Annotated in this window: 27 protein-coding genes and 1 pseudogene; 9 read left to right on the forward strand and 19 right to left on the reverse strand. The window is 69.4% G+C overall.

All coding sequences use genetic code 11. The features are described 5' to 3' along the window. Window positions 1–58: 58 nt before the first annotated feature. From AC0OLQ_RS23750 to AC0OLQ_RS23760, 3 genes are all read right to left on the reverse strand, one after another. Window positions 59–1,036 carry a hypothetical protein gene (locus tag AC0OLQ_RS23750; protein WP_484528109.1) on the reverse strand — a complete coding sequence of 326 codons (978 nt, stop codon included), beginning with the start codon at window positions 1,034–1,036 and terminating at the stop codon, window positions 59–61. Window positions 1,037–1,241: 205 nt separating this feature from the next. Further along, window positions 1,242–1,760 carry a hypothetical protein gene (locus AC0OLQ_RS23755; protein WP_484528110.1) on the reverse strand — a complete coding sequence of 173 codons (519 nt, stop codon included), beginning with the start codon at window positions 1,758–1,760 and terminating at the stop codon, window positions 1,242–1,244. An 828-nt stretch (window positions 1,761–2,588) separates the two neighbouring features. Further along, on the reverse strand, window positions 2,589–3,803 hold the full coding sequence (locus AC0OLQ_RS23760) for an ROK family transcriptional regulator (protein ID WP_484528111.1): 1,215 nt from the start codon (window positions 3,801–3,803) through the stop codon (window positions 2,589–2,591). A 55-nt stretch (window positions 3,804–3,858) separates the two neighbouring features. On the opposite strand from AC0OLQ_RS23760, the gene AC0OLQ_RS23765 reads away from it, so the two are divergent. Beyond that, window positions 3,859–4,491 carry an HAD-IA family hydrolase gene (locus AC0OLQ_RS23765; protein WP_484528112.1) on the forward strand — a complete coding sequence of 211 codons (633 nt, stop codon included), beginning with the start codon at window positions 3,859–3,861 and terminating at the stop codon, window positions 4,489–4,491. A gap of 621 nt (window positions 4,492–5,112) precedes the next feature. Here AC0OLQ_RS23765 and AC0OLQ_RS23770 read toward each other — a convergent pair. The 7 genes from AC0OLQ_RS23770 to AC0OLQ_RS23800 form a co-directional block, all read right to left on the reverse strand. Then, entirely contained in the window at window positions 5,113–8,031 is a 2,919-nt protein-coding gene (locus tag AC0OLQ_RS23770; protein WP_484528113.1) for an FAD-binding and (Fe-S)-binding domain-containing protein, read from the reverse strand. A gap of 225 nt (window positions 8,032–8,256) precedes the next feature. After that, window positions 8,257–9,321 carry an ABC transporter substrate-binding protein gene (locus AC0OLQ_RS23775; protein ID WP_484528114.1) on the reverse strand — a complete coding sequence of 355 codons (1,065 nt, stop codon included), beginning with the start codon at window positions 9,319–9,321 and terminating at the stop codon, window positions 8,257–8,259. Window positions 9,322–9,387: 66 nt separating this feature from the next. Then, window positions 9,388–10,245 carry an ABC transporter permease gene (locus tag AC0OLQ_RS23780; RefSeq protein ID WP_484528115.1) on the reverse strand — a complete coding sequence of 286 codons (858 nt, stop codon included), beginning with the start codon at window positions 10,243–10,245 and terminating at the stop codon, window positions 9,388–9,390. Next, entirely contained in the window at window positions 10,242–11,012 is a 771-nt protein-coding gene (locus AC0OLQ_RS23785) for an ABC transporter ATP-binding protein (RefSeq protein ID WP_484528116.1), read from the reverse strand. Before AC0OLQ_RS23785 ends, AC0OLQ_RS23780 begins: the two co-directional genes overlap by 4 nt. Beyond that, window positions 11,009–11,944 carry a DUF6282 family protein gene (locus AC0OLQ_RS23790; protein WP_484528117.1) on the reverse strand — a complete coding sequence of 312 codons (936 nt, stop codon included), beginning with the start codon at window positions 11,942–11,944 and terminating at the stop codon, window positions 11,009–11,011. The genes AC0OLQ_RS23785 and AC0OLQ_RS23790 overlap by 4 nt, the downstream gene beginning before the upstream one ends. Window positions 11,945–12,028: 84 nt before the next feature. Next, window positions 12,029–12,763 carry a GntR family transcriptional regulator gene (locus tag AC0OLQ_RS23795; RefSeq protein ID WP_484528118.1) on the reverse strand — a complete coding sequence of 245 codons (735 nt, stop codon included), beginning with the start codon at window positions 12,761–12,763 and terminating at the stop codon, window positions 12,029–12,031. A gap of 19 nt (window positions 12,764–12,782) precedes the next feature. After that, complete coding sequence (locus AC0OLQ_RS23800) at window positions 12,783–13,802, reverse strand: amidohydrolase family protein (RefSeq protein WP_484528119.1); 1,020 nt, start codon at window positions 13,800–13,802, stop codon at window positions 12,783–12,785. Window positions 13,803–14,032: 230 nt separating this feature from the next. Here AC0OLQ_RS23800 and AC0OLQ_RS23805 point away from each other — a divergent pair, with 230 nt between their 5' ends. Continuing rightward, window positions 14,033–14,689, forward strand: a complete 657-nt coding sequence (locus AC0OLQ_RS23805) for a GntR family transcriptional regulator (RefSeq protein WP_357336352.1) — start codon at window positions 14,033–14,035, stop codon at window positions 14,687–14,689. Between the two features lie 40 nt (window positions 14,690–14,729). Here the strand turns inward: AC0OLQ_RS23805 and AC0OLQ_RS23810 are convergent, their stop codons facing one another. From AC0OLQ_RS23810 to AC0OLQ_RS23840, 7 genes are all read right to left on the reverse strand, one after another. Beyond that, entirely contained in the window at window positions 14,730–15,542 is an 813-nt protein-coding gene (locus tag AC0OLQ_RS23810) for a DUF1932 domain-containing protein (RefSeq protein WP_484528120.1), read from the reverse strand. Between the two features lie 47 nt (window positions 15,543–15,589). Next, window positions 15,590–16,669, reverse strand: a complete 1,080-nt coding sequence (locus AC0OLQ_RS23815; RefSeq protein WP_484528121.1) for a 4-oxalomesaconate tautomerase — start codon at window positions 16,667–16,669, stop codon at window positions 15,590–15,592. Then, window positions 16,666–17,370: a 4-carboxy-4-hydroxy-2-oxoadipate aldolase/oxaloacetate decarboxylase gene (locus AC0OLQ_RS23820; protein ID WP_484528122.1), complete on the reverse strand. Its 705-nt coding sequence runs from the start codon at window positions 17,368–17,370 to the stop codon at window positions 16,666–16,668. Before AC0OLQ_RS23820 ends, AC0OLQ_RS23815 begins: the two co-directional genes overlap by 4 nt. 28 nt (window positions 17,371–17,398) lie before the next feature. After that, complete coding sequence (locus AC0OLQ_RS23825) at window positions 17,399–18,052, reverse strand: GntR family transcriptional regulator (RefSeq protein ID WP_484528123.1); 654 nt, start codon at window positions 18,050–18,052, stop codon at window positions 17,399–17,401. 53 nt (window positions 18,053–18,105) lie between these two features. Then, entirely contained in the window at window positions 18,106–18,852 is a 747-nt protein-coding gene (locus tag AC0OLQ_RS23830) for a DUF2306 domain-containing protein (protein WP_484528124.1), read from the reverse strand. 645 nt (window positions 18,853–19,497) lie between these two features. Next, entirely contained in the window at window positions 19,498–19,761 is a 264-nt protein-coding gene (locus AC0OLQ_RS23835) for a hypothetical protein (protein WP_484528125.1), read from the reverse strand. A 78-nt stretch (window positions 19,762–19,839) separates the two neighbouring features. Continuing rightward, window positions 19,840–19,962 (reverse strand): hypothetical protein, encoded by a 123-nt coding sequence (locus AC0OLQ_RS23840; RefSeq protein WP_484528126.1) that lies wholly within the window; start codon window positions 19,960–19,962, stop codon window positions 19,840–19,842. Between the two features lie 114 nt (window positions 19,963–20,076). On the opposite strand from AC0OLQ_RS23840, the gene AC0OLQ_RS23845 reads away from it, so the two are divergent. Together AC0OLQ_RS23845 and AC0OLQ_RS23850 are read left to right on the forward strand one after the other, a co-directional pair. Further along, entirely contained in the window at window positions 20,077–20,841 is a 765-nt protein-coding gene (locus tag AC0OLQ_RS23845) for a hypothetical protein (RefSeq protein ID WP_484528127.1), read from the forward strand. After that, window positions 20,835–21,011 (forward strand): hypothetical protein, encoded by a 177-nt coding sequence (locus AC0OLQ_RS23850; protein WP_484528128.1) that lies wholly within the window; start codon window positions 20,835–20,837, stop codon window positions 21,009–21,011. Before AC0OLQ_RS23845 ends, AC0OLQ_RS23850 begins: the two co-directional genes overlap by 7 nt. A gap of 43 nt (window positions 21,012–21,054) precedes the next feature. On the opposite strand, the gene AC0OLQ_RS23855 is transcribed toward AC0OLQ_RS23850, so the two are convergent. After that, the gene (locus tag AC0OLQ_RS23855) at window positions 21,055–21,177 is read right to left on the reverse strand and encodes a hypothetical protein (protein ID WP_484528129.1); all 123 of its coding nucleotides are present in this window, start codon (window positions 21,175–21,177) and stop codon (window positions 21,055–21,057) included. Window positions 21,178–21,349: 172 nt separating this feature from the next. Between AC0OLQ_RS23855 and AC0OLQ_RS23860 the strand changes: the two genes are divergently transcribed. The 4 genes from AC0OLQ_RS23860 to AC0OLQ_RS23875 all read left to right on the forward strand — a co-directional run bounded on the left by AC0OLQ_RS23860 (window position 21,350) and on the right by AC0OLQ_RS23875 (window position 25,369). Continuing rightward, on the forward strand, window positions 21,350–21,721 hold the full coding sequence (locus AC0OLQ_RS23860; RefSeq protein ID WP_484528130.1) for an SCP2 sterol-binding domain-containing protein: 372 nt from the start codon (window positions 21,350–21,352) through the stop codon (window positions 21,719–21,721). Next, on the forward strand, window positions 21,714–23,801 hold the full coding sequence (locus tag AC0OLQ_RS23865; protein ID WP_484528131.1) for an amylo-alpha-1,6-glucosidase: 2,088 nt from the start codon (window positions 21,714–21,716) through the stop codon (window positions 23,799–23,801). The genes AC0OLQ_RS23860 and AC0OLQ_RS23865 overlap by 8 nt, the downstream gene beginning before the upstream one ends. Window positions 23,802–23,812: 11 nt before the next feature. Next, complete coding sequence (locus AC0OLQ_RS23870) at window positions 23,813–24,415, forward strand: cysteine hydrolase family protein (RefSeq protein ID WP_484528132.1); 603 nt, start codon at window positions 23,813–23,815, stop codon at window positions 24,413–24,415. Between the two features lie 537 nt (window positions 24,416–24,952). Beyond that, on the forward strand, window positions 24,953–25,369 hold the full coding sequence (locus tag AC0OLQ_RS23875; protein ID WP_484532531.1) for a hypothetical protein: 417 nt from the start codon (window positions 24,953–24,955) through the stop codon (window positions 25,367–25,369). Between the two features lie 205 nt (window positions 25,370–25,574). Here the strand turns inward: AC0OLQ_RS23875 and AC0OLQ_RS23880 are convergent. Beyond that, a pseudogene (locus AC0OLQ_RS23880) lies at window positions 25,575–25,748 on the reverse strand (nucleotidyl transferase AbiEii/AbiGii toxin family protein); the annotation flags it as partial. Between AC0OLQ_RS23880 and AC0OLQ_RS23885 the strand changes: the two are divergent. Then, a complete protein-coding gene (locus tag AC0OLQ_RS23885; RefSeq protein WP_484532532.1) occupies window positions 25,726–25,851 on the forward strand; it encodes a hypothetical protein in 126 nt (41 codons plus the stop codon). The pseudogene AC0OLQ_RS23880 and the gene AC0OLQ_RS23885 sit on opposite strands and share 23 nt — an antisense overlap. The last annotated feature ends 2 nt before the right edge of the window (window positions 25,852–25,853 follow it).

The following is a 25,853-nucleotide window of genomic DNA, read 5'->3' on the forward strand; positions in this document are numbered from 1 at the left end:
GCCGACATGGCGGCAGCAGCGGGTGGCTGGCGCCGCCGATGGTGTGGCAACGGTCCGGCTACCCGGCTGCGGCCGGCGCCCGTGCGGCCGTGTTCTCGGCTGCCGCGGCACTACGTTCGACCAGCAGGAATAGCGCCACGAGGCTGATCAGCCCCCCGGCTACGCAGGTGAGGAACGTGCCGGTTGCGTGGGCGGCGAAGGTTTGGCCGGTGGGCGCCCACTGATCGCCGGACAGGATGGTGGGCATGCTGAGGAAACCGGTGCCGACCATGCCGCCGGCACCGAGCCACGTCGCGATCAGGGGCAGCGTGAACCGCCGCTCCTTGCCCCATCTGTGGACGAGCACGAGTACGCCCAGGACAGCGCACAAGATCTGCATCGCCGCCACAACGTCGCCGAGCCGCAGCCAGACGTCCCGCGGCCCGGGGTGCAGCCCGACGGTAGCGCCGAACGCCCAGGACAGCCGCAGGCCGGCCAGGCCGGTGGCCAATACTGCGGCTGCCCACGCCAACGGAACCTGCGCCAGGTGCGTTGAACCCGCCGGCGCCTGCCCCACGGTGCCCAGCAGAGCAGTGCGGAACCGGGCCCACGCGTAGACCGGGAAGGCGACCGCGAGTCCGGCGCCCAGCACGATGAAGCTGCCGTAGACGATGACGAAGGTCCACGGCTCGAGCGTCGGTTCAGTGCCATCTGCAGCCGTGGCCGGGGGTGCCCACCAACCGGCAGCCACGAATACCGCAGCCGCCGGCATGAGGACGATGAACGGAGCGAGCAGCCCGGCGCCGACCCACATCGGCCCAGCGATCAGCCAAAGTGGGATGCGCATTCCCCAGGAACGTACCGTGGCCAGCGCCACGATCGCCCCCACGATGCCGAGGCCGGCGGTACTGATGTTGCCGGCCATCCAGTCAGCACGGGACAGTCCGCGCATCTCGCTGATGCCGACCGAACTTCCGGCGATCCAGGCAACCTTCAGCAACGTGTAGGTCAACGCCGCACCGAACGCCGCATAACCAGCGATTCGCCGCGCCTTCATCGCACCCCCGGATGGTCGACGCTGCGGATCCGCAGACTTCAGTGATTGCGATAAGCATTGCCGGGCAACAGTGTGAGAGCGCTGAGTGAGACTCAGACCAATTACAGCCGAGGACAATTGCCGTCCCGGGCCGAAACTTGTCAAGGCCGGTGGGACCAGTGGGTGTTACGCCGCTGTCGGGACGCGACCCGGTGGCGACGGGCGATCATCGGGCCAGCGTGCGCCGGCGCCAGTAGTTGGCCGCGACCGCGAGAACGAGCGGCCCCCACGCCAGCAGCGGGACGTAGAGTGACACGATCCCCGGCCCGGGCCGGGTCCGCTCGACATCGTGCTGCCCGACCAACACCGGTCCCCGATCGACAAAGTGAAAAGTCATGTTGAGCACGGCGTACAGGCACAGTCCGATGACCAGCGAAGCCCCGACCAGCGCGGGGACCGCGGCCGCCCGGGCTGGAATGGTCCGACCACCGACGCCGGGCACCCAGCCGGGGATTCGCTCACCCCAGTGGTGGACGAGGCCGAGGGTGAGCAGCGCGAGCCCCATGGACAGGCCGGAGAGCAGGAGGAGGTACCAGCCCCCGTTCGCCATGCTGACCGTGCCGTCAATTGCGGCGGTAGCGCGCCAGATCGTCGATGGCAACACGCAGAGCGGCACGGCATAGGCCGCCCACACCGCCCAGCGCGGCGCGGCCGTCGAGTCCCGACTTGTCGTTGACTTTTGCATGGCTCTCCCTCGTTCTGGGCCTGAAGCCATGCTCGTAGACCAGACCTGACCCGGAATCCACCACGGGAGCTAGCACCGTCCCCCAGGGGAGGGAGAACGAACCGCGCTTCTGGGTCAGCCCCGCGCACTTCCCAGCATGACCGGTCCTCAGCGAGTCGTGGTATGCGTCGACGATCCGGGCCACGCGTCGCGCGTGCATGTCGGCTTCCGCCTCTGGCCGGCAGGTCAGCACATTGACCATGGTCGCCGGTCATCCGCTGCCCGCCATCCTTACCGCCAGGGGTCGATCTCTCCCAGCCGGCCGAACTCGGGTTGATGTTCGATGGTTCACAACCCGCCTCTTTCGCGTCTGGCAGCTGCGGTGAAGCTTCTGGCGGTGCCTCTCGGAATGAGGCGTCGCCGTATCGGCGTCTCCGGCGGAACAGGCGTCCGCTTCTCGGCAGATCAGGATTTTTGCTCGACCCAGAAGCCAGCTACCGAGCGTAACCACTCGCGATCAGTGTTCGCGCACGGACGGCGGCAGATCAGGGCACGTGATCATGCGCCGAGCCATGCGGACCGTCATACGAGAATCGATGTGTCTTGGTCGCCTATTGGATGGTGATGAGGACAGCAGGCTGGAGCAGTTCCTGAACCTCCACTGCTGCCGCGCCCTAGGTAGCGCTGTCGGCTCCTCTGATGCTTACGTAAAGCCTGCCTGATCGGCGCTCGATCAGGTCTCGATTTTACGGCTGCACCTGCCGCCTTGGTGCTGCAGGAATGGGTGTGGCTGGGGTACGAGACGAGAAGCGAAATAACTAATTGTCCAAACTCATTGCGAACGTCTCGTCACCGCTGGGCGGACCCGGGATCCGGCCGTAGGCCGCGGCTGCTGGTGGCCCAGTTGGCGAGGGCCGCTTCGCTGGTGATGTAGTCGAGGCCGATGATCGCGGCGCCGTGCAGCGGCCCGTCGTCGCCATGGGTGGCGTCAACGACCGGGGGCGGCTGGGTGCGGTGCGAGGTCATGAGGCCCTCGGTGTAGGCGTTCTGGAAGGCCACCCGGGCGGTGTCGCGCAGGGCGGGACCGAGGCCGCCGAGGGTGATCAGGTCGGGATCGTGGATGTTGACCAGGCCGGCGATGCCAGCAGCGAGGGTTCGCGCGACGGTGGTGACCGCCTCCCGCGCCCGGGTGTCGTGACCGGCGCGGTCGAGGACGTCGCGGGTGTAATTGTGGGGGTCGGTCGGGCCCGGTTCGCCGAGGTGGCGGGCGAGCGCGCGGCCGTCGACCTCAAGCTCCCAGCAACCACGGGCGCCGCACGGGCAGCGCAGCTCGCGGTCGCCGAACGGCAGGTGTCCGTACTCTCCGGCGCCGCCGTGAGCGCCGGTGACGGGTCGACCGTCGATAGTGAGCGCACCGCCGATGCCCGCCTCGACGATGAGGTGTAGCGCGGTGCCGGCGGCGGTTGCCGCTCCGGTACGCGCCTCCGCGGCTGCGGCAAGGGTGGCGTCGTTGCCGATCAGCAGTGGCAGGGACGTGCCGCTGGTAAGGGTGTCGAGGTCGACCGGCCCCCAGCCAAGAGTGGAGGCTTGGACGAGGTGCTGGTCATGAATGGTGGCGGCGACGGCCAGGGACACCGCCCGGAGCCGTCCGCCGTACCGGATCTGGGCGTGATCGACCGTCTTGTGCACCGCCCCGAGGACCGTCGCCGGTCGGCCGCTTCGGTGCGGGTGGCGCCGCAACTCGTACGGCTGCCCGTCGACGGCGACGACGGCTTCCCGCCACTCCCCTTGACGCACGTCGACGGCGAGCACGACCGGACCCTCGGGATGCGGCTGTAGCACGGTGGTGGGCCGGCCGCGCCCACGGACCGGGGCCGGCACCTCGGTCAGTAGCCGCAGCTCGCGCATCCGGGCGGTGATCTCGGTGGCCAGGCCGCTGGCTAGCGCCAGCTCGCGGGCCATCTCCACGCGGGTGACCCCGGGGTGACGGGCCAGCACGGCGAGTACCTGCGAGACGGTGTGCCATCTGGCCGCGTCGGCGCTTTGTCGGGTAGTGCTTGCCATGGGAGGGGACCACCACCTTATCCTCGTGTCACGAGTATAAGCGAGGAGGTTGGTCATGGACCTGTCGACGGTGTACGCGGTCCTGCTGGACATGGATGGCACGCTGGTGGACTCCGACGCCGCGGTCGAGCGGGCGTGGCGGGTGTGGGCCGGCGAGTACGGCGTCGATCCGGCCGCGGCCCTGGCGATTGCCCACGGCAGCCCGGCCGACCGCACTGTGCGACGGTTGCTGCCGGCGCTCGACGACACGCAAGTCAGCATGGCGGCCGCGCGGCAGTTGGCGCTGCAGTACGACGATCTCGCCGACGTCACCCCGACCCGAGGCGCGCGGGACCTGCTGGCGACCCTGGCAAGGTTGGACCTACCGTGGGCGGTCGTAACCAGCGCCGACACCCGGCTGGCCAAGGCGCGACTGGCCGCCGCCGGCATCGACCCGCCGGTGCTGGTCACGGTCGACGACGTCAGTGCCGGCAAGCCCGATCCGCAGGGCTACCTGCACGCCGCCCGGCTGCTCGACGTACCGCCCGCGAATTGCCTCGTCGTCGAGGACGCCGCCGTCGGGGTCGAGGCCGGACGCGCAGCGGGCGCGATAACGGCCGGCCTCAAGTGCGTCGACGCCGATCTTCGCCTGGTGGACCTGACCCGGCTGGCGCACCTGCTGACAGAAGCGCGTAGCCCCAGGGCATAAGCTGGCATAAGGATCTTCACGTGTCGGGGGTCGAGATGTGGCGAGGTCCCTGATAGACGGTTCAGCGAGAAAGCAGAATCTGAAGCCAGGGACCTCGCGTTCAGCGGTACCCCGCGCGCCTTTGAAAGCGCTGATCTCCGCTTCGCTGCACCGACCCCGAGTCAAAACACATCACCGGTCGTGTCGAATGCCTCGCCGGGCGACCAGCTGGCACCTCAGTGGGACGGGTCGTCGATTACGCGGAGGGGTTCGGCTGACCGACGCTTTTGGGGTCAGTCACATTCGCGGCTTGGCCGGACTCTCTACCTTGCACAGGCGTGGTAATCCGTCCTGTCATCGGTATTATGCGGGTAATCCATCGGCCGGCCATTGCTCTGCGGCAACAAGATCGGACGTACTGTCATCGGCAGATCCGTGCGTCGGAGGCACCACGTGGTGTAACGCTGTGTAGCGAGCGCCGCGAGGCAGAAGAGCGCTCTCCCACCCGCCGCGCCGCTGCACACTTGAGCACCACCGTCCCGGCTTGGCGCACCCCGATCGCTGCGGAGATGATATGGCGCCGCGCTGACATAGCACGCGTCCCGTCAGGACGAGCTGCCCCGAGCCCGCCACCGGAGCCCGTCAAGCAGCTGCCGTAGAGCCGTAGTTGTCGCGGGCGAGGAGTTCGGCGAGGTGGACGCCCTGGCGGCCGGCGAGCTGGTCGGCCTGGGTGCGGCAGGAGAAGCCGTCCGCGAGGTACACGGTGCCCGGCCCGGCATTGCGCAGGGCGGGCAGCAGGGCATTCTCGGCGACGGCGACGGAGGTGTCGTAATGGCCGGCCTCCATGCCGAAGTTGCCGGCCAGGCCGCAGCACCCGGCCAGCCGGGTCACGGATGCGCCCGCCCGGGCCAGCAGGGCGGCGTCGGCTTCCCAGCCCATGACCGAGTGGTGGTGGCAGTGCGGCTGCGCGACGACCTCGACGCCTGCCAGCGACGGCGGTGTCCAGCTGGGCCCAGGGCCTAGCGGTGCGGGGGCGGTGAGCAGCTCGGCGAGGGTATGGGTGCTGGCTGCGACTATCGGGGCGCGAGGGTCATCCGGGAGGAGGTCGACCATGTCTGAGCGCAGGACGGCGGTGCACGAGGGTTCGACGCCCACGATGGGGATCCCGTCGGCGGCGTAGGGCGCCAGGACGGAGAGCAGGTGGGTCAGTCGCTTCTTCGCCCCGTCGAGCTGGCCGGTGGAGATCCAGGTCAGCCCGCAGCAGGCGTACTCCTCGGGCACGATCACGGTGTACCCGGCCTCCTGCAGCACGGTGGCGGTGGCCCGTGCCCCAGCGGGGTCGAGCGTGTCGGAGAACGTGTCCGCCCACAGCACCACCGGCCGCGGCGGAGAGGACGATGCGGACCCGGCGGCGGGCAACGCGCTATCGTGCATGGCCGCGCGGCCGTGCTTTCTGAACCAGGCGGAGAAGCGTTCCTCGGCGAAGGTGACCATCTGCCGGCGTGGGTCCATCCCGCCTGCGGTGAGCACCGACCTCGCGATCGGGCGGATCCTGAGCACTGTGTTGGCCAGCCTGGCCAGGGCCGGGACCTTGGTGACCAGGGAGGACCAGCGGGGCAGCTGGCCGAGGGTGTAGTGGTTGCGCGGGCGTATTTTGCCTGTGTAGGCGCGGTGGAGGACCTCGGACTTGTAGCGAGCCATGTCGGTGCCGGTGGGGCAGTCCGTCGAGCACGCTTTGCATGACAGGCACAGGTCGAGGGATTCGAGCACCGCTGGGGAGTCCCAGGCGGTGACCAGCGAGCCATTGGTCAGTTCCTGCAGCACCCGCGCGCGCCCGCGGGTGACGTCCTTCTCGTCGCGGGTGGCCTGGTAGCTGGGGCACATGAAGCCGCCCGCGCCGGAGTTGTCGGCCCGGCATTTGCCCACCCCGGTGCAGCGGTGGACCGCGGTGGTGAAGTCGCCGCCGTCCTCGGCGAATGCGAACCCCCGTAGGGCCGAGGTCGGGCGCGCGGAAGGCCGGCGCAGGTCCGCGTCCAGCGGCCGCGGGTCCACCACGATCCCCGGGTTCAGCGCGTTCTCCGGGTCGAACAGGGCTTTTACCTGGCCGAACAGGCCGATCACCTCAGGGGTATACATGCGCGTCAGCAGCTCCGAACGAGCCCGCCCGTCTCCGTGCTCGCCGGAGAGTGACCCGCCGTAGGACGCGACGAGGTCCGCGGACGCTTCGAGGAACGCTCGGGAGGGCCCGATCCCGGCCGGCGTCTCCAGCGGTAGGTCCAGGCGCACGTGCACGCACCCGTCCCCGAAGTGCCCGTACAAGAGCCCGTCTACGCCGCGGTCTGCCATCAGGGCGGTGAAGTCGCGTAGGTAGTCCCCCAGCCGATCGGGTGGGACGGCAGCGTCCTCCCAGCCCGGCCACGCCGGTGCCCCGCTCGGGGTCTGCCCGCCCAGGCCCGCGCCGTCGGCCCGGATGCGCCACAGCGCCGTCGCCTCGGCCCCTGCGGGGACGACCCGCACCGCGTCGGTGCCGGCGTCGGCGGCCAGCGCGCGCGCCCGGGCCAGCACGTCGTTGACGCTCTCACCGGCCTCGGCGCCGACTTCCACGAGCAGCCACCCGCCACCGGCGGGCAGCTGTGGCACCGCACCCGCTCCGCGATGGCGGCGCACGACGTCGACCAGGCGGGCGTCCATGCCCTCGATCGCCAGGGGCCGGTGGGTCAGAAGCGCGGGTACGGCGTCGGCGGCCGCCGGCATGTCCGGGTAGGCCAGCGCGACGACGACCGGGGCGGCTGGCGCGGGCACGAGGTTCACCGTGGCCTGCAGGACCGTGACCAGGGTGCCCTCGGTGCCCACGAGCATCTTGGCCAGGTCGCGGCCGTTCTCGGGCAGCAGGTGCTCGAGGGAGTAGCCGGAGACCTGCCGGCCGAAGCGGCCCAGCGTGGTGCGGATCGTCGCCAGGTTCGCGCGCACCAGGGCGTCCAGGCCCGCGACCGGGTCCAGCGTGCCTGCGCCGGCGTTGAATCGCCGCCCGACGCCGTCGACGACATCGAGTGAGACGACGTTGTCGGCCGTGCGCCCGTAGGCGACAGCATGCGGGCCGCACGCGTTGTTCCCGATCATCCCGCCCAGCGTCGCCCGGTTCTGGGTCGATGGGTCCGGGCCGAAGCGAAGCCCGTGGGCAGCGGCCGCGGCCTGCAGGGAGGACATGACCACACCCGGTTGGACCACGGCGGTGCGGGCATCGGGGTCGAGCGCGATGATCCGGTCCATGTACCGGGAGAAGTCCAGCACCATCCCGGTGCCGACCGCGTTGCCCGCCACCGACGTTCCCGCGCCGCGGGCCGTGACGGGCACTCTGAGGCGGCGGGCCACGTCCAGGGCCGCCAGCGTGTCGTCGCTGTCGCGCGGGGCCACCACCACCCGTGGGGGCACCCGGTAATTCGACGCGTCCGTGGAGTACTCGGCCCGGCGGCGTTCGGAGTCGTCGACATCCCCGTCGACTACCTCGCGAAGGGCGGCAACGACGTCACCGCTGAGCCCCGGCGCACGCACCAGCTTCATTCGTGCCCTTCATTCGTCAACATACGGGCCGTGCATCGGGCCGCAGGCAGGGACGGCCGTCGTCCAGTGCACGGCAAGCCCCCGGGAGGCCGGTCATTGCTCATACGCATGATCAACGCGTACATCCGCGCCGCGCTAACTCGGAAGCATGCTTGGTTCTGGCTGCCCGTGTCGACCGGACCCGTTGTAACGGGTCCGGTTGACACGAAGGCGCCTGCTGTTTTCTCAGCCCTTGAGCGCGGAGGTGATCCACTCCGACGGGACGATGTCGGCGAAGCTGGGCGTGTTAGGCACCAGGCCGGTCTGCCGGTGGAAGTCCGCCGAGACGTTGTAGTTGGCCTCAGTGGGTGTCGGGGCGTCCGGGATCTCCTCCTGCAGGACCGGCACGAGTGCCTGTACTGTCTGGGCGTTCATCGTCTTTTGGTACTGCTGGAGCAGTTCGCTGGCCTTCGCCGGGTCGCCGTTGATGGTCTGCTCGGCCTTGGCGATGGCGCGCAGGAATGCGGCGACTGCCTTGCCCTTGCGGTCGATGACGTCCTGGGTGGTGAAGAGGGCACCGTGGATGACGTCCTTGAGGGCAGGGACGTCACCGCGAGCGGGCGAGATGTAGAGGCGGCCGACTCCGGTGGCCGCGGCCTGCTGCCCGATCGGCTGGAAGAACGACAGGGCGTCGACTCGGCCGGCCTTCAGCGCACCGATCGCGGCGGACGCGTCGGCGCCGAGGTTGACCAGGGTCGCGTCGGTCTTGGGGTTCAGGTTCGCCTGCTTGAACAGGTAGTTCACCAGCGCCTCGGTGCCACTGCCCGGCCCGGTCATGCCGATCTTCTTGCCGCGTAGGGCCTGGATCCGCTCGGTCAGCGGCGCGGAGTCGCCGGTGCTCGGGATCCCCGGGCCGGCGATGATGTCGACGTAGTAGGCGTCGACGAGGGAGCCGATCACCCGCGCCTTGTTGTTGGTCTTGTACAGGTTGAACGCATCGGTCATCACGCCGCCGGCGATGTCGATGCTGCCGGAGTGGACCGCTGCGGCGAGCTTGGCGCCGGTGCCGAGCCGGGGGCGCTCTCCCAGGGTGAGCCCTTCTGCCTTGAAGTAGCCCTCCTGTTCGGCGACGAACAGCGGGAAGAACGCGACGGAGTCGCTGATCTGCCCGACGTTCAGGCGCATGGCGTCGGCGCCGGTGGCCGGCTCGTTGCTGCCGCCCTTGTTGGCGCAGCCGGCGGCGAGCAGCGCCGCCGAGACGGCGACGATGGCTCCGAGGCGGCGTAGTACGGATGTTCTGTTACGGGACATGGCGGACTCTTTCGACCAGGTGGATGGGTGACGGAACTGCTGCTCGTCTGGTCCGGGCACCGGCTGTCAGACCTCGGTGTCCAGGGGCTTCCAGCGGTTGGCCCGCTTGCCTACGAGGTTGACGACGGCGTTCAGGATGGCGGCGATAACGCTGAGCACGACGAGGGTGGCGAACACCCCGTCGGTGTCGAACTTCGCGGACGAGTCGCTGATCAGGTACCCGAGGCCGCGGTTGGACGCGACGAGCTCACCGATGACCGCGCCGATCAGCGCGTACGGGATGGAGACCCGCAGCCCGGTCAGCAGGCCGGTCATCGAGGCGGGGAGGACGACCTTGAAGGCGATGTCCCGGCGGGTGCCGTTCATCAGCCGTACGGCGTCGATCAGCGCGCGGTCCACTTCGTGTACGCCGGCCGCCGTGTTCAGGAAGACCAGGAAGAACACGGTGACGGCGGCGAGCAGCACCTTCATGTCGGTGCCGATGCCGAACCAGACGATGAACAGCGGCGCCAGGGCGACCTTCGGGATGGCGTAGAGCGCCATCAGGAACGGATCCAGGATGTCCCATACCACCCGGACGGAGGCGATCAGGTAGGCCAGGGCGGCGCCGGACACCGCGCCGACGAGGAAGCCGAGCACGATCTCCTGCACGGTGATCCCGGTGTTGGACCACAGCGTGCCGTCGGCGACCCAGTCGCCGAGCCGGGTGGCGATGCCCTTCGGGCTGCTGACGAACTGCGGGTCGAGGACGGGACCCGACAGTGCCTGCCAGACCACCAGCAGGACGACGAGCAGACCGATGCGCCATCCCCAGATCAGCGTCTTACGGCCGTGCCGCTGGCGCCAGGTGCGCCGGGACGACTCCCGGAGGGGGCCCGCGGGCCTCGTGGTCGAGCGCATTTCCGGGGTCGTGGTAGCGCTCATCGCGCACCCTCCTTCAGCGCCGCGGACAGCCGCCGGTGCAGTTCGACGAAGTGTGGATCGACCCGGATGTCGTCGGGGTCGCGCGGCCGGGGCAGGTCCACCGGCTGGTCGAGCAGGATCGATCCGATCGGCCCGAGCACCACGACGCGGTCGGCGAGGATCAGTGCCTCCTCGATGTCGTGGGTGACGAAGACGACCGTGCGTCCGCTGCCGGACCACAGCCGCAGCAGTTCGCCCTGCAGCTCGGTGCGCAGTTGCGCGTCGAGCGCTCCGAACGGCTCGTCGAGCAGCAGCGTCTCCGGGTCGGCACAGAGCATGCGGGCCAGGCTGGCGCGCCGGCGCATGCCACCGGACAGCTCGCGTGGGTAGTGCCGCTCGAAGCCGGAAAGGCCGACGAGCTTGATCAGTTCGGCGGCGACCGCAGCCCGTTCCTTCCTGCTCTCCCCGCGCAGCTCGCGGGGCATCTCCACGTTGCGGGTGACGTCACGCCACGGCATCAGCGTGTCGTGCTGGGTCAGGTAACCCACCTGCGTGTTGGGTCCGCGCATCGGCTTGCCGTGGTAGGTGATCTGCCCGCTGGTCGGCGGGGTCAGCCCGGCGAGGAGGTTGAGCAGGGTCGACTTGCCGCAACCGCTGCGCCCCAGCAGCACCACGAATGAGCCCTGCTCGACGGTCAGGTCGACGTCGCGGAGCGCGATCAGTTCCTCGTCGTCCTTGCGGAAGTGCTTGGACAGTCCCTGCACCTCCATGACGGGGGCGGCGCTCATGCCGTCACCGCCGGGGGCGCCGCGGCCACGCGGCGGGTGTTCGTCACTGCCATCACGTGTACCTCGTCCTCGGTGAACCCGGCCTCCAGCAGGCGGTCGGCCAGCAGCGCGAGGCCGTCCTCCACGGGCGGGTTGAACGGCTGGCCGAGGTCGGAGGAGAGCAGCGAGTGCTCGGGACCGACCTGGCGGATGTGGTCGAACAGCGTGTCCCAGCTGACCTTTCCGGTGTACGGGGTGGTGAAGCAGCGCTCCATCAGCGCTCCACGCTCGGCCAGGTGCCGCTGCACCTGCACCGACAGCCGCTGCGAGGTGAACTCCGGGTGCGTGACGATGATGCGCCGCACCCCGAGGTCGGCGGCCGCGTCCACGACGGTGGTGATCTCGTCACCGGACAGGTGCCCGGTCGCCAGCACCATGTCGTGCTTGGCGATCACGCTCAGCACCTCGCGCAGCGCCGGCACGATCGCGCCGTCGGCGTCGACGACGTCGATCGCCGGGGCCATGATGCCCTGCTCGGCCAGGTCGGCCTGCAGTTGCGCCCACATCGGCGGGGTGGCGCCCTCCGGCTCGCAGGCCTGGCACTCCCGCTGATTGGCGCAGTCCACCGTGGGCAGCCAAACAATCCGCGCGCCCTGCCGGCCGGCGATCTCCACCGCCACCGGATTGAGCCCGCCGACCGAGCCGTTCAGGGTCAGTGCGCCGAGCACGTCCACGCCGGGTACGGCGTTACGTACCACTTCGGCCCGCTCGGCAGTCGGCACGTAATGGGATTTCAGTACGAAGCCCGCCAGGCCGACCTCGGCGAACCGGTGCGCCAACGAGACGTCGTCGATGCGCCGGCGCATCACGTCCGGCGCGACGTGGATGTGCGTGTCGTACGCCCCGGTGACGAGTTCGCGGGCTCGGGCCGAGGGGGTGGGATGGTCAGTCACGGAGCCTCCAAGGGCATCAGGACATCGCTCCGCGACGTCCGCGTTGCGGTGGCTTATCGAGCTGTGGTGATGTGGAATCGCGATTCAGAAGTGGACGAAGTCGGGTGAGAGCGCGCGGTGTTGGGCCCGGGCGGAGGTCATCTCGCGCAGGGTGTCGGCGACGTGGGACAGGTGGTAGCGCATCGCGGCCTCGGCCGCGTCCGCGTCAGCCATCTCGATGGCATCGACGATCCGGGTGTGCTCGGCGAAGGACCGGGCGGACCGTCCGGGAACCAGCACCGTGCGGTACTGAAAGCGCACCATCTGCGCCTTCAGCCCGGCGATGAGCCGAGCAGCCGTCTGATGCCGGGACGCCTCGATGATCTTCGCGTGCAACCGGGCGTTGCCGTCCGAGTACGCCAGCAGGTCGCCCGCCTTCAGGCTGACCGACATCTGCGTGAGCGTCTCGCGCATGAACGCGACCTCTACCGGCGTGCCATGCAGAGCGGCCTCGCGGGCAGCGAGTGCCTCGAGCGCGCCGCGCGCCTGGGTGATCTCCAGGGCCTCGGCCTCGGTCACCATCCGCACGCGGGCCCCGCGGTTCGGCTCGTGGACCACGAGCCCCTCCTGCTCCAGCCGGGCGAGCATGGTGCGGACGGCGGTGCGGCCCACCCCGAGCGCGACGGCCAGGTCGACCTCGACCAGCCGCTCGTTGGGCATCAGCCGCCCCTTGACGATGTCGTCGCGCAGTCGCGCGTACGCCTCGTCGGCGGCCATTCGCCCCCGGCCGTCTCGGCCGATGGTGGCCCGCACCGGCTGCGGCGGTGGCACGACGTCCACGGCTGCTCCTTCCATCAGCTCAGCGGCTCCTGGCCTTCAGCGCCGCATCCAGTCGTGGGTAGACCCGGCGGGCGTTGCGCTCGTAGACCTTTTCGCGGTCGCCCGGCGCCAGCTCCAGGGCGTCCACGTACCGGCGGGTGTCATCGAAGTAGTGGCCGGTCTGCGGATCGATCCCCCGGACCGCGCCGACCATCTCCGAGCCGAACAGGATGTTGTCGACGTCGATGACGCTGAAGAGCAGGTCGATGCCGGGCTGGTGGTACACGCAGGTGTCGAAGAAGACGTTGTTCATGACCGACTCGTCCAGTGCGGGCCGGTCGAGCATGTCCGCGAGTCCTCGGAAGCGGCCCCAGTGGTAGGGCACTGCTCCCCCACCGTGCGGGATGACGAACCGCAGGTCTGGGAAGTCTTTGAACAGGTCCGACTGCAGGAACTGCATGAAGGCGGTGGTGTCGGCGTTGAGGTAGTGCGAACCGGTGGCGTGGAAGTTCCTGTTGGTCACCGCCGACACGTGCACCATCGCCGGCACCTGCAGCTCCACCATCGCCTCGTAGAACGGGTACCAGCTGCGGTCGGTCAGCGGCGGGGAGGTCCAGTGGCCGCCACTGGGGTCGGGGTTGAGGTTGCATCCCACGAACCCGAACTCCAGCACGCAGCGCCGCAGCTCCGCTACCGATTGTGAGATGGGGGCTCCGGGCGACTGGGGCAGCTGGCAGACCCCGATGAAGTTGTCCGGGTACAACTCGACCACCCGTGCGATGAGGTCGTTGGAGACCTGCGCCCAGCGGCTGCTGGTGGCCTCGTCACCGATGTGATGGCCCATCGCCGAGGCCCGCGGCGAGAAGATGGTCAGGTCGATCCCGCGCTCGGCCATCAGCCGCAGCTGGCTCCCCTCGATCGTCTCGCGGATCTCGTCATCGGAGATGCCCGGGTAGGCCGGCGGCTCCTCGCCGGCATCGAAGGCCGCCCGCTGCGCCTCTCGCCACGACGTGTGCGCCTGGGGCGCGGTCGTGTAGTGGCCATGGCAGTCGATGATCACGTGTTTCCAGGCTCCTCGGGTCGGGCCGGTCGGCAGGACCGGCACCGTTCACGGGCATGACGACGTGATGCGCCTCGGGGGCCCGTATCACGTCTCGCACTGGCTGCGCGGTAGCTGTGAGCGTAAACACCACGCAACATTGTCGCAATACCTGTCGAGAGGATTGTCGACAATTTTTTGAGCAGTCTCCACATAGGCCCTATACTCAACCGCGACTGAGGAGGTCCGGATTGGCCAAGACTCCGCGTGAGGGCGCCGTCGCCACGAGGCTGGCGGCCGACGCACTGCGCGCCGCGCTCATGAACGGCGATCTCGCGCCCGGACAGCGGCTGGTGGAGGCAGAGCTCGCCGAGTCGTTCAACGTCAGCCGGGCCAGTCTCCGCGCGGCCCTGTTCGACCTGACCGCCGAGGGACTGGTCGAGCGCATCCCGAACCGGGGCGCCCGCGTGCGGGTCGTCTCCGTGGCCGAGGCGGTGGCGATCACCGAGTGCCGCATGGTCCTCGAGGGCCTGTGTGCCGCCAAGGCGGCGGAGCGGGTCACCGACGAGCAGATCGCCGTACTGACCGATCTCGGCGACCGGATGCAGCGTGCGGTGGCGGACGGCGATCCGATGAAGTACTCGGCGCTCAACCGGGAACTCCACCGCCTCGTACGCGAGTACGCGGCGCAGCCGGCGGCCTCGGGGCTGCTCGACCGGCTCAACGGTCAGCTGGTTCGACACCAGTTCCGGCTCGCGCTGCGCGCCGGTCGCCCGCAGGTCTCCCTCCGGGAGCACCTCGCGATCATCGACGCGATCGCACGCCGCGAACCCGCCGACGCGGAGGTCGCCGCGCGGACGCACCTGGCCAGCGTCATCGCGGCGCTGCAGCAGGCCGACGCCGAGTAGAGCCGGGCGGGCGACCATTCGCCTGGCCGTCGTCGGCGGGCTATCGCCCGCCGTTGTCGCGCAGGTCGATGAGCAGGTCACGTGCTGCCGCACTGATCCGCGAAGGGACGCCCAGCTCCTCGAGCTGCTCGGTGGCGGCGGTCATCTCGTCCGCGCGCCGGCGGGCGTGCTGGTGGGTCCCGTCGACCAGCCTGTCGATGGTGCGCTGGTCGAAGCCGGCCAGCTCGGTGCTGATGTTGTCGCGCAGCCAGTCCGCGCAGCCTGCTGCCTCCGCGGCGGCCAGCGCTTCCACCACCGCCGCGGCCAGCCCCTTGTAGAAGACGCTGCGGAGCAGCTTGCGCGAGATGGCCGCGCCCACAGCCCCCGGCTGGATCGCCACCTGCGCGCCGAAGCCGGACAGGATGGCCGCGTACCGGTCGGCGGCGCCGCCGGACACCAGCATGGGAGTACGCAGCCCCTTGCCGGGTACCGGCGCCATCAGCGCGACGTCGACGACCGGGATGGGCGCCCCGGCCGCCTCCGCCAGCGCCGCCTTGAGACCCGGCGAAGCGGTGTTGAGGTCTGCCCAGATCGTCCCCGGCCGCACCGAAGGCAACGCGTTGAGCAGCGCCTCCATCGCGTCGTGAGAGCTGTTGACACTGAGCACAAGATCGGCGTCGCGCACCGCGTCGGCCTCGTTGACCCGGGGGTCGACGCCGTCGGCCGGCGTCACCTTAGGGTCGTAGCCCCGGACGTCGGCGCCGGCGGCCACCAGATCGCGGGCGATCTCCGAGCCGGCCTCCCCCAGACCGAGAACGGCGATGCGGACGGCCGTGTAGGCCTCGGGGTGAGCGGTCTCGTGCAGCGGGGGCATGCTGTCTCCATATGGTCGATGAACACAGGGATCACGGGTGGGGAGACTCAGGCGCGGGGGAAGGCGGTGCCGTCGAAGAGCTTGCGGGCGGTGCGTACGACGCCTGAGCGGACGACCCGCGGTGGGGAGGCCGCAGCGTCGACTGTCACGTCCACCAGCAGGTGGCCGGTCGGGTGCTCCACGTCGACCTGCGAGCGGTCGGCCGGCCAGTCCGCGGTGAGCTCGTGGCCGACCGCGCCTGGCAACAGCATGCCGGTGACCACGCTGACCGCGGCCAGTACGCCGATCGAGGTGTGCGGCTGTACGGGGATGAACGACCGGGTGCAGACCTGGCCGCCGTCGCGTGCGGCGGCGACCAGCATCGTCTTCGGTACGGAGGATCGGCTCACGTTCCCGAGCCCCATGAGGGCACCGGCTTTGATACGGAGAGCGTCGATGCGCTCGAGCAGCGCGGCGTCGGCAGCCAACTGCTCGTGCGTCTCATGGCCGGTCAGGACGAACGACTCGGCCAGCGCCACGACCACCGGCATGCCGTTGTCGACGCAGGTCACGTCGACGCCGTCGATCGAGTCCCGAACGTTGCCGGTCGGCAGCAGGCTGCCCGTCGCTGACCCTGCCGTGTCGGTGAAGGCGAGAACGATCGGCGCCGCGGTGGCCGGAACCCCGGCGATCGCAACGTCGCCACGGTACTCGGGGCGTCCACCCGGGGTCGGGAAGGTGGCCACCGCGGTGCTGTCGGAGTTGACCATCCGGATCCGCACGCTGGTCTCGTGCGGTCCGGCCGGAACCAGTCCGCGCTCGACGGCGAAGGGCCCTACGCCGGCCAGAATGTTGCCGCAGTTCTGCCGGTCGCTGACCGTCGCGGTGTCGACGCCGAGTTGGAGGAACAGGTAGTCGACGTCCGCGTCCGGGTGCGCCGACCGGCTCACGACGGCGACCTTGCTCGTGAGCGAGGTGCTGCCGCCGAGGCCGTCGATCTGGCGCGGATCGGGGGTGCCCATCAGCCGTAGCAGCAGGTCGTCGCGCGCGGCCGGGTCGGCCGGCAGGTCAGCGGCCTCGAAGTACAGACCACGGGATGTGCCGCCGCGCAGCATGGTGCAGCGCACTCCGGTGTCGTCGTAGTTCACCGCTCGCCCTGGACGTACTCGTCGTAGGAGACGTACTCGATGCCGAAGTCCTTGAGCTTGTCGCGTAGCCCGTAGCGGTCCAGGCCCAGCTGGCCCTGCTCGAAGGCGGCGCGGCTGGCGACCTCCTTGTCCACGCGGGCCTGGGCGGCGGCCAGCGCCCGGGGCACGTCGGTCCTGGGTACGACCATGACGCCGTCGTCGTCGGCGACGATCACGTCGCCGGGGTGCACGGTCTGTCCTCCGAGGACGATCGGTACGTTCACCGAGCCGGCCGTGGCCTTGACCGAGCCCTGCGCGCTGACCGCCCGCGACCACGCCGGGAAGCCCATCTCCCGCAGCTCCGCGACGTCGCGCACACCGCTGGCGAGCACCACTGCACGGACGCCGCGCTTGGCAAGCGCGGTGGCGAACAGCTCACCGAACAGTCCGTCCGTCGAGGGCGAGTTGGTCGCGACCACCAGAACGTCACCGGGCCGGCACTGCTCCACCGCGACGTGGATCATCAGGTTGTCCCCGGGCCAGCATAGGACGGTGATGGCGGTGCCACCGATGCGCGCGCCCGGCCACGCGGGCCGGAACTCGGGGCCCAGGTAGCCGACGCGGCCGAGCGCCTCGTGCACGGTGGCGACACCGTACCCGCCGAGATGCTCCGCGTCGCCGACGTCGGCGCGTGGTGGATCGGTGACGACAACAGTCCTCATGCGAGGGTCTCCTTCTCCAGTAGCAACATCAGGCGCTCGTCTCGCTCAGGGCGGCGATCACGCTGTTCAGGTGGGTCCGGGCCGCCGCCTCCGCTGCCTCCGGATCGCCCGCCGTGATCGCCTCCACGACGGCCGTGAGGCCGGCCAGTGAGACCTGCGGCCGCCCGGGCCGCAGCGACAGCCGGAACTGGTGGCGGACGATCTGCGCCTGGAGGCGCTCGATGAGTGCGGCCGCCGTGGGCTGGCGCGCGGCCTGACGAATCAGCTGGTGCAACTCATGGATGAGCGCTGAATACCGCATCAGTTCACCCGCCTGCACGGCCTCCCGCATCCGCCCGACCCTGGCGCACAGTTCGGCTACCTCGGCGTCCGTGGCGTACTGAGCGGCCTTCGCCGCGATCAGGCCCTCAAGCGCCATGCGGCACTCGGTGATCGCCACCGCCTCTGCGGTCGAGACCGCCCGCACGCGGGCGCCGCGATTGGGGATCCGCTCGACCAGCCCTTCGGCCACCAGGGCGTCCAGGGCGAGCCGGACGGCGTTGCGGGAGGCACCGAGCAGGCTCACCAGGTCAGCCTCGATCAGCCGCTGGCCCGGGACGAACTCGCCGCTTTTGATTGCTTCGCGCAACCACGCCTGGGCGGCCTGCTGGCCGGCGGCCTCGTCGCTGATGGTCCTCTCCACGGCCCTCCCCCAGCAGATCTTGCGCCGACGCTAAGCGATCGGCAACAGGATTGTCAACATTCCTGTTGGAAAACTGCAACCCGCTGTGCTAGCACCAACGTCGCCCAGCGGCGGCCTGGACCGGGCGTCAAAGGTGTGCGATCGGGAGGCATGGTCTTCGCCGAATTCCCCAGCCAGTAGCGCAGCACGTTGCCGCCCTCAATGTGGCAGCGTCCGCCGGTCAGCCGGCCAGCATCCCAAACGGGTCGTCGCCCTCGCCGAGGAGGAGCGGCACCTTCGCCGATGCCCTGGGTGAACGCCTGGGTGCCAGCGGCCACGGCGAGGGCGTAGGCGCGGACCATCCAAGCGCGGTGCGCGGCGATGTCGCGGCGGCGGATGGCAGTGAACCCGAGCACGATGCTGGTTGCCATCGCCGAACCCACGACGAGCCGGACGGTCCAGAGGAGGTAACCACTGGGTGCGTCGGGGCAGAACAAGGTCATCCACAGCCCGGAACCGGCGACCACCAGACCGGCTCCGATGAGCACGCGGCCGGCACGGCGGTGCCAGGCAGGATGCCCTCGGCGCAGCCGGGCGGGGAACTGGAACGCGCCGCCAACGACGTACACCGCGGCGGCGACCACGTGCAGTACGAGAGGCGTGGGTGAGGCGTCGATCCGTGGGTTCGTGGGCGACAGTTCCGGGCCGCCGGCGACCGCGAGCACCCACAGCGACCCGGCAATCAGCGGGATGGTGGAGAAAGCGACCAGTCCGAGCGGAATCCGCCAGGTCGATCTGTCCCGGGCAGTGTCCTGGGTCATTCCGCACCCGCCGTCGTGAACCGCGGGCTGTGGACCGCGGCGGGCTGCGTGGTGATGTTCCTGCGGGCTGTGCTCACAGCGAGTAGCCGAGGCCGATCATGGCGATGCCGTTGGGGAAGGCCAGCAGCCGGAAGAAGGCGTCGGGCGTCACCGAGAGCACGACGGTGAAGACTCCACCGATTGCGAGAAGTGCGCTCGCCCAGCGGGCGAGGACCCGTGCCCGGTACAGGGCGGTGCCGAAGATGAGGCCGCCGGTCAGGTACGTGAGGCCCTGGACCTGGATCGCGTGCCCAGCGTTCCGATGTCCCCGGTGGGGTGCCGCCAGTGGCCGCGGCGATGACGTCCTTGACGCAGGAGGGGTCCGTCCCAGCGATGGTTCGCAGGACGAAAGCGGCGACGAAGGAGGTGCTCATGATGTGGAGGTAGCCGGTGGCGAGCAGCAGGTAGCCGATGAGTCCGAGGAGTCCGCTCCGGCGGGTCTGGCTCAGGTACATGCCGTGCCGAGGAGCGTGCAGACCCGGCTACCGCACCGACATGATCGGACGGTATGCCGACGGCCAGTTTTACGCGGCGGTGCACGGCGTCCGCCGCGATGACGATCACGAGCCTGACATGGGCCGGGAACGCATCCGGTGGTATGCCTACCTACATCTCTTCGACGCTAACGGGCGTCACCGCAGATCCGAGATTTCGCTGATCGGCATCGCCTGCCGACACCGCCGCGCTCACGCTGTGAAAGCGGGGTGGGGGTGGGCGGACGCCGCAGACCGCACATTGGCGCACGACCACCACGGCCAGCACGATCCTGATCGGCGGGTCCACCGGTCCTCTGGCCGGCAGACGGATGAGGTCGACCACCCCTGCCAGGCGGATTTCGGGCAGGGATTGCCGCCAGGCGTTGTTGCGCACGATGCCGATACTGCGGCAGGGCACCTACTTCACGTACTGATGGCTGCGGCATCGGCGGCGGGCGAAGAGGTTAGCCGGTCAGCGGCGATTCGCCTCGAGTGCCAGCAGGCCTTGCGCCCGCACGACGGAGACTGACAGGGTCTTGTAGCCGACATCGCCGAAGAGCACGGTCATCCGGTCTTTCTCGTATCCGAGGACCATGCCTGATCCCCATTTAACACCCTGCCCGTCTGCCGGGCCCGGTGGCGAGACATCCCCGACATCGTCGACCTCGTCGTCGACGCGTTCGCCAGCCGCCCCGTTGGCGTGTGGCTGGTGCCCGACGAACGCCGTCGGGCGGGGGACGTGCTCCGGGCCGTCATCCGGATCTGGGCCGAACATGCTCTGCTCTTCGGTGAGGCCTATCTGCTAGAGGATCGATCGGCGGCCGCCGTGTGGCTTCACCGGTACGGTCCCATCCCACCCTCGCCCGGGTACGGCGAGCGGCTCGCTGTCGCCTGCGGTGACTACCTTGACCGGTTCCTGTGCCTCGACGACATCCTGCACAAACACCGACCCGCTGGCCCCCACAACCACCTGGCGTTTTTCGCGGTCGCACCGACCATCCACCGCCGCCAGCGGGCCACCACCCTGCTCGTCGCCAGCAACGCCCGGATGGGCCAAGGCCTGCTTCCCACCTACACGGAAGCAACCAGCGTCGCCGAGCGAGATCTCTACGCCCGGCACGGATACGTCCCCCACGAACCGTTCACTCTCCCCGATGGCAGCACCGCATACCCGATGTGGCGGAGCCCGGGACGGCGAAAACCCCGGAGCCACTCATCCACCCCCGGCGCCCACCCGGATCAGCGGCGCCCCAGCCGCCAGGCGAACGACCTCAAGATCCGCGTCATCCTCGACACGTCGACGATCCTCGCCTTCACCAGAGGCTCGCTCGCCGTAGGGGAAGTGGTCGCCGAGGTCGCCGATGAGGGCTGCCTCTTTGGGCTGCCCCTGATGTGCCTGGCTGAGGCCTCCCGCTCAGTCGTCGACACCAACCGTTCGACCGGCTGGTCAACCATCCGGCCGCGGCGGTGCTGACGGTCGATCCGCTGAAGTGGAAGTCTCTTTCCGTCACCTACCAGCGGGTGGGCCGCCTCGACACGGCAAGCGCGCTGCTCGCTGCCGTCGACAACCACTACACCCTGTTGACCGAGGAGCCTGGCCAGTATCCGGGCCCGACGGGAGGCGTGCGCATCATCGCAATATGACCACGCGCCGGGCGGCTGGCCGTAGCCCCGTACCGAGTTCGAGCTATAGCTCTGTGAGTGACAAGGGTGCGAAGAATCCGATCAGAAAGCCGCCGCCGGCGACCGCGTTGAAGGCGCCCGTGAGCAGACCGGCGGCAAAGAGCAGCGTTGCCTGCAGAGGATCCATCGAGTCTCACGCTAGTAGGTTGGCCGCTGCACGAAGCCGCCCATCCGCGGGCAGGCGCAGATCGGGGCGGACGGCAAACGCTGGCAGGGCAACTGGCTAGCGAACTTAACCTTTTCAGGGTGAGGCGGGGGCCGGGTGTCAGGGGCATCGTGGGCTCTGAGGAGGGGACACGATGGCTGACGTCACCCAGGATTTCTTCCGGGGCCTTGCGCAGCGGGGGCACGATCGCCGGCTGACGGCCATCCACGAGGGCAGTGTTCGGTTCGACATCAGCCAGGACGGGCAGGTCGACCATTGGCTGGTCTCCATCGCCAACGGCGACATCACGGTGTCGGAGCAGGAGACGGGCGGGGACGCGGTCGTCCGGGCGGATCGGGCCATGTTCGACCGGATCGCGAGCGGGGAGGCGTACTTCCTGACCAGCGTGCTGCGCGGGGAGGCGACCGTGGAGGGCAGCCCACGACTATTCGCGACCGTCCGGAGGTTGTTTCCGCCGCCGCCTGCTTCGGCAGGACGCGAGAGTCGAGGAGGTGGCCATGAGTGAGGACCAGGTCGGCATCCTCGACGGAACCACCTTCATGGTTTGCGATCGGACGGGCGACATCGTTTCGTCACCGGACGCCCCGCACGGCCTTTTCGCGCACGACACCCGTTTGTTGTCGAAGTGGGTGCTGACAATCAACGGGGAGCGGCTGAGCACCCTGTCCATCGACGACGTCCATTACTTCGAGAACCGTTTCTACCTGGTCCCGGGCGGCCAGGACGTCTACGTCAACAGCACCCTGGCGGTGCGTCGAAGGCACACCCTGGACACGGGCCTGCACGAGGAACTGATCGTCATTAATAATGACCGGCGACCGGTCGACCTGACCCTCAGAGTTGAGGCGGACGCCGACTTCGCTGACCTTTTCGAAGTCAAGGACGCGACGGCGCGGAAGAAGGGCCGGCACTACCGGCGGGTCGACGACGGGCAACTGGTGCTCGGCTACGAACGGGAGCGTTTCCGGCGGGAAACGATCGTTTCTGTGTCCGCGCCGGCGGCGGTGGACGATAACGGCTTGACACTCGAGGTTCACATCGAGCCGCACAGCCGATGGTCTGCCCGACTCAGCGCCCTGCCGGACCTTCCCATGCCGCGAGGGCTGGAGAGGCTCACGATCCCCGGGCGGGCAGCACGAACGGGCCGGGACAAGCAGCGCGATCTCCGGGAATGGTTGAACCAGGCACCACGCCTGGAGTGCGGCTGGGATCCACTGCGCATCACGTACCGGCAGAGCCTCATGGACCTGGCCGCGCTGCGGTTCAGCCCGTTCCTCGCCGACGACAAGAGTGTGCCGGCGGCCGGCCTGCCCTGGTTCATGAGCCTGTTCGGCCGGGACAGCATCCTCACCAGCTTCCAGGCGTTGCCGATCGCACCCGAGCTTGCCGCCACCACGCTGCGGGTACTTGCGTTTCGCCAGGGCAGCCGGGTCGACGACTTCCGGGAGGAGGAACCCGGCCGGATCCTGCACGAGATGCGCTACGGCGAGATGAGCGTCTTCGAGGAGACCCCGCACAGCCCCTACTTCGGCAGCGCGGACGCCACCCCGCTGTTCCTCGTGCTGCTCGACGAGTACGAACGGTGGACCGGCGACACCGACCTCGTCCGCTCGGTGGAGCAGGAAGCTCGCGCGGCGATAGACTGGATCAACCACTACGCCGACCTGACCGGCACCGGCTACATCTCCTACCAGCGCCGCAACACCAAGAACGGGCTGGAGAACCAGTGCTGGAAGGACTCCTGGGACGGCATCTCCTACCGCGACGGCCGGCTGCCAACCTTCCCCCGCGCCACCTGCGAGCTGCAGGGCTACGCGTACGACGCGAAAATGCGCACCGCCCGCCTCGCCCGCACCGTCTGGAACGACCCCGCGTACGCCGACCGGCTGGAGCGGGAAGCCGCCGACCTCAAGCAACGCTTCAACCGCGACTTCTGGGTCACCGACGGCGAGTACATCGCCCTCGCCCTCGACGGCGACGGCCGCCAGGTGGATGCCCTGTCGTCGAACATGGGCCACCTGCTGTGGAGCGGCATCCTCGAGGAGCAGAAGGCCACGGCCGTAATGCGGCACCTGATGTCACCCGCGCTCTTCAGCGGCTGGGGCGTCCGCACCTTGGCCGACAGCGAAGCCCGCTACAACCCGATCGGGTACCACGTGGGCACCATCTGGCCCTTCGACAACTCGTTCATCGCCTGGGGGCTGCGGCGCTACGGGTACGCCGACGAGGCAGCCCGGATCGCGGCCGGGATCCTCGACGCGGCGGCCTTCTACGACGGCCGGCTGCCCGAGGCGTTCGCCGGCACCGCCCGCACAGAAACCCGATTTCCCGTCAACTACCCCACGGCCTGCAGCCCCCAGGCATGGTCCGCCGGTGCCCCGCTCCTGCTGCTGCGAGCAATGCTCGACCTCCGGCCGGTCGGCGACGATCTGGTGATCAGGCCGGCCCTGCCCGCTAATCTCGACTTCGTGGCGCTGCTGGACATCCCCGGCCGGTGGGGGCGCCTCGACGCCTACGGCCGAGGACCGGCGGCCACCGACCGACGCGGGTACCAGCCGGGGCCGCAACAGCTCTCCGCCCCATGACGGGAGGGACAATGCAGGAGATCGACCCGGCGTGCACCGCCGTCCTGGGCGTCCACTGGCAGCACGAGGTCGTCAGCCCCGACGGGATATTCGGCCCGTTCTTCGCCGAACAGGTCACCCGGCACCGCGTCGCGACGCACGCGGCGCAGGTCGCCGATGCCCTGCGATCCCGCGGCGGCCTGGTCGCCTACACGCGTGTCGCCCACCGGCCCGGCTACCCCGACCTCATCCCCAACACCCCAAGCTTCGCGCTCATCCGCCAGAAGCAGGCGTTCCTCGAAGGCACGCCGAAGACCCGGATCATCGACGAGATCGCCCCCCAGGACGGCGACGTCGTCATCACCCACGTCCGGCTCACCGGCTTCTTCGGCACCGAACTGGACACGATCCTGCGCCTCAGGGGCGTGAACACGATCCTGTTCACGGGTGTGGCCACCAACCTATCCGTGACCGGCACCGCGTTCGAGGCGATCAACCACGGATACCGCACGCTGATCGTCTCCGACGCGTGCACCGGGGCGACCGACGACGCGCACCAGGCAAGCCTGGCGACGCTCGGCCAACTCGGCCAAGTCGCCACCACCGACGACGTCATCCGCAGCCTGGCGGGCTAACCCCACTGCCTGACGAAGCCCAAACGGCCCCGGCCTCGCTCGCGACAGGCGGTAACCGCCATGATCTTCGCTAGGTTACCCGATCGGCCCGGACCCGCATCAAAACCCTCGTCAGCTCGCGCGACGTTGCCCATGACGTAGAGGCCGAGTGGCGCGCCGGTCATGTGTGGCCGTGAAGGGTTGCCAAACGCTGTTGGTACTCCTGTTCGCCGATCTCGCCGCGGGCGTAGCGGTCAGCGAAGGATCGCCGCGGTCCCATTCTGGCGCCGCGCCGCCTCGACTGCGACCAGTAGTAGAAGCGCCTCGCGGTGGGCAGGCAGGAGGGTGATGGCGCTGCACAGCCAGCAGGGACCCAGGCGGTGAATCATGCTCGACTAGGCCGGCACGTCGTGGTCGACGCCGCCTCGCGGCGAAGCTTGCCGGACCACCGCCAGGAAATGACCCCGAGACCTCCCAGGCGCATCAGCCCTGCCATTGTTTGGCGGTGGCGCGCCTGGCGATCGACTGCGGCAGCGCCAGCACCGTGGCGATGGTGGCATGGCCCGACGGCAGGTCGCGCCGCTGATGTTCGACGGCCAACCAGCGCTGCCCAGCGCGGTGTTTCTGGCTGCCGAAGGAACCCTGCTGACAGGCCAGCGGGCCTGGCAGGGCGCCGCCGCGCAACCGGGCCGGTTCATTCCGGCGCCCCGCCGGTCTCCCGAACAGCATCTGACCGTCGCAGGCACCGAGGTCGAGGCGCTGGACCTCATCGCGGCGACGTTACGTCGGGTCGCCGAGGAGGCGCAGCGGACGGCGGGTTTCCCGATCGAGGATGTGCGGCTGGTGGTGCCAGCCGGGTGGGGGCCGCGCCGGCGTACCTGGATGCGGCACGCCGCGCACCGCGCGAACGGCTTCGCCGCGCCGAGACAGACCGCAAAGGCCGTGGGGTCTCATCGGCCGGTCGTTGCTGCCTAGGTGCCGGAGCCAGGGTGCAAAAAGTTCCCTCAGCCGCGTCAGCGACGTGCTGGTCTCTGCCTCTAAGAGCTCCTGACTCTTTGAGCGTTGGAGTCGTCGCCAGCAGATGATGGCGCAGGCGAGGGTGAGGAAGCGAGGTCTCGGCGTCGCTGGGGATGTCGGGGTACTCGTCGATGAAGTTGTCCCAGTCGACGTCCCAGGCGAGCACGGATTCGGCGGTGAAATCGTCGGCTTCGGCACCCAATTCTGGCCGGAGCAGGTCCCGTACGAGTCGGAGGCTCACTGTGGTGTGCTCGGCGAGCAGAACAGCGTCGTAGAGGTCCTTGCCCTGCGGGTACATGTCTGTGGCGAGCCACATGAGTTTCCACGCCAGCGACATCTCGGCACTCGCTGCCCGCACGGGGCGGTCGACGCCGTCGAGCCGGATCGTGGTGCGGTTCCAGGGGAAGGTGTTCGTTGAAGACGAAGTCGGCCTGGACTGATG

This window comes from Micromonospora sp. Utrum1 (assembly GCF_057197805.1).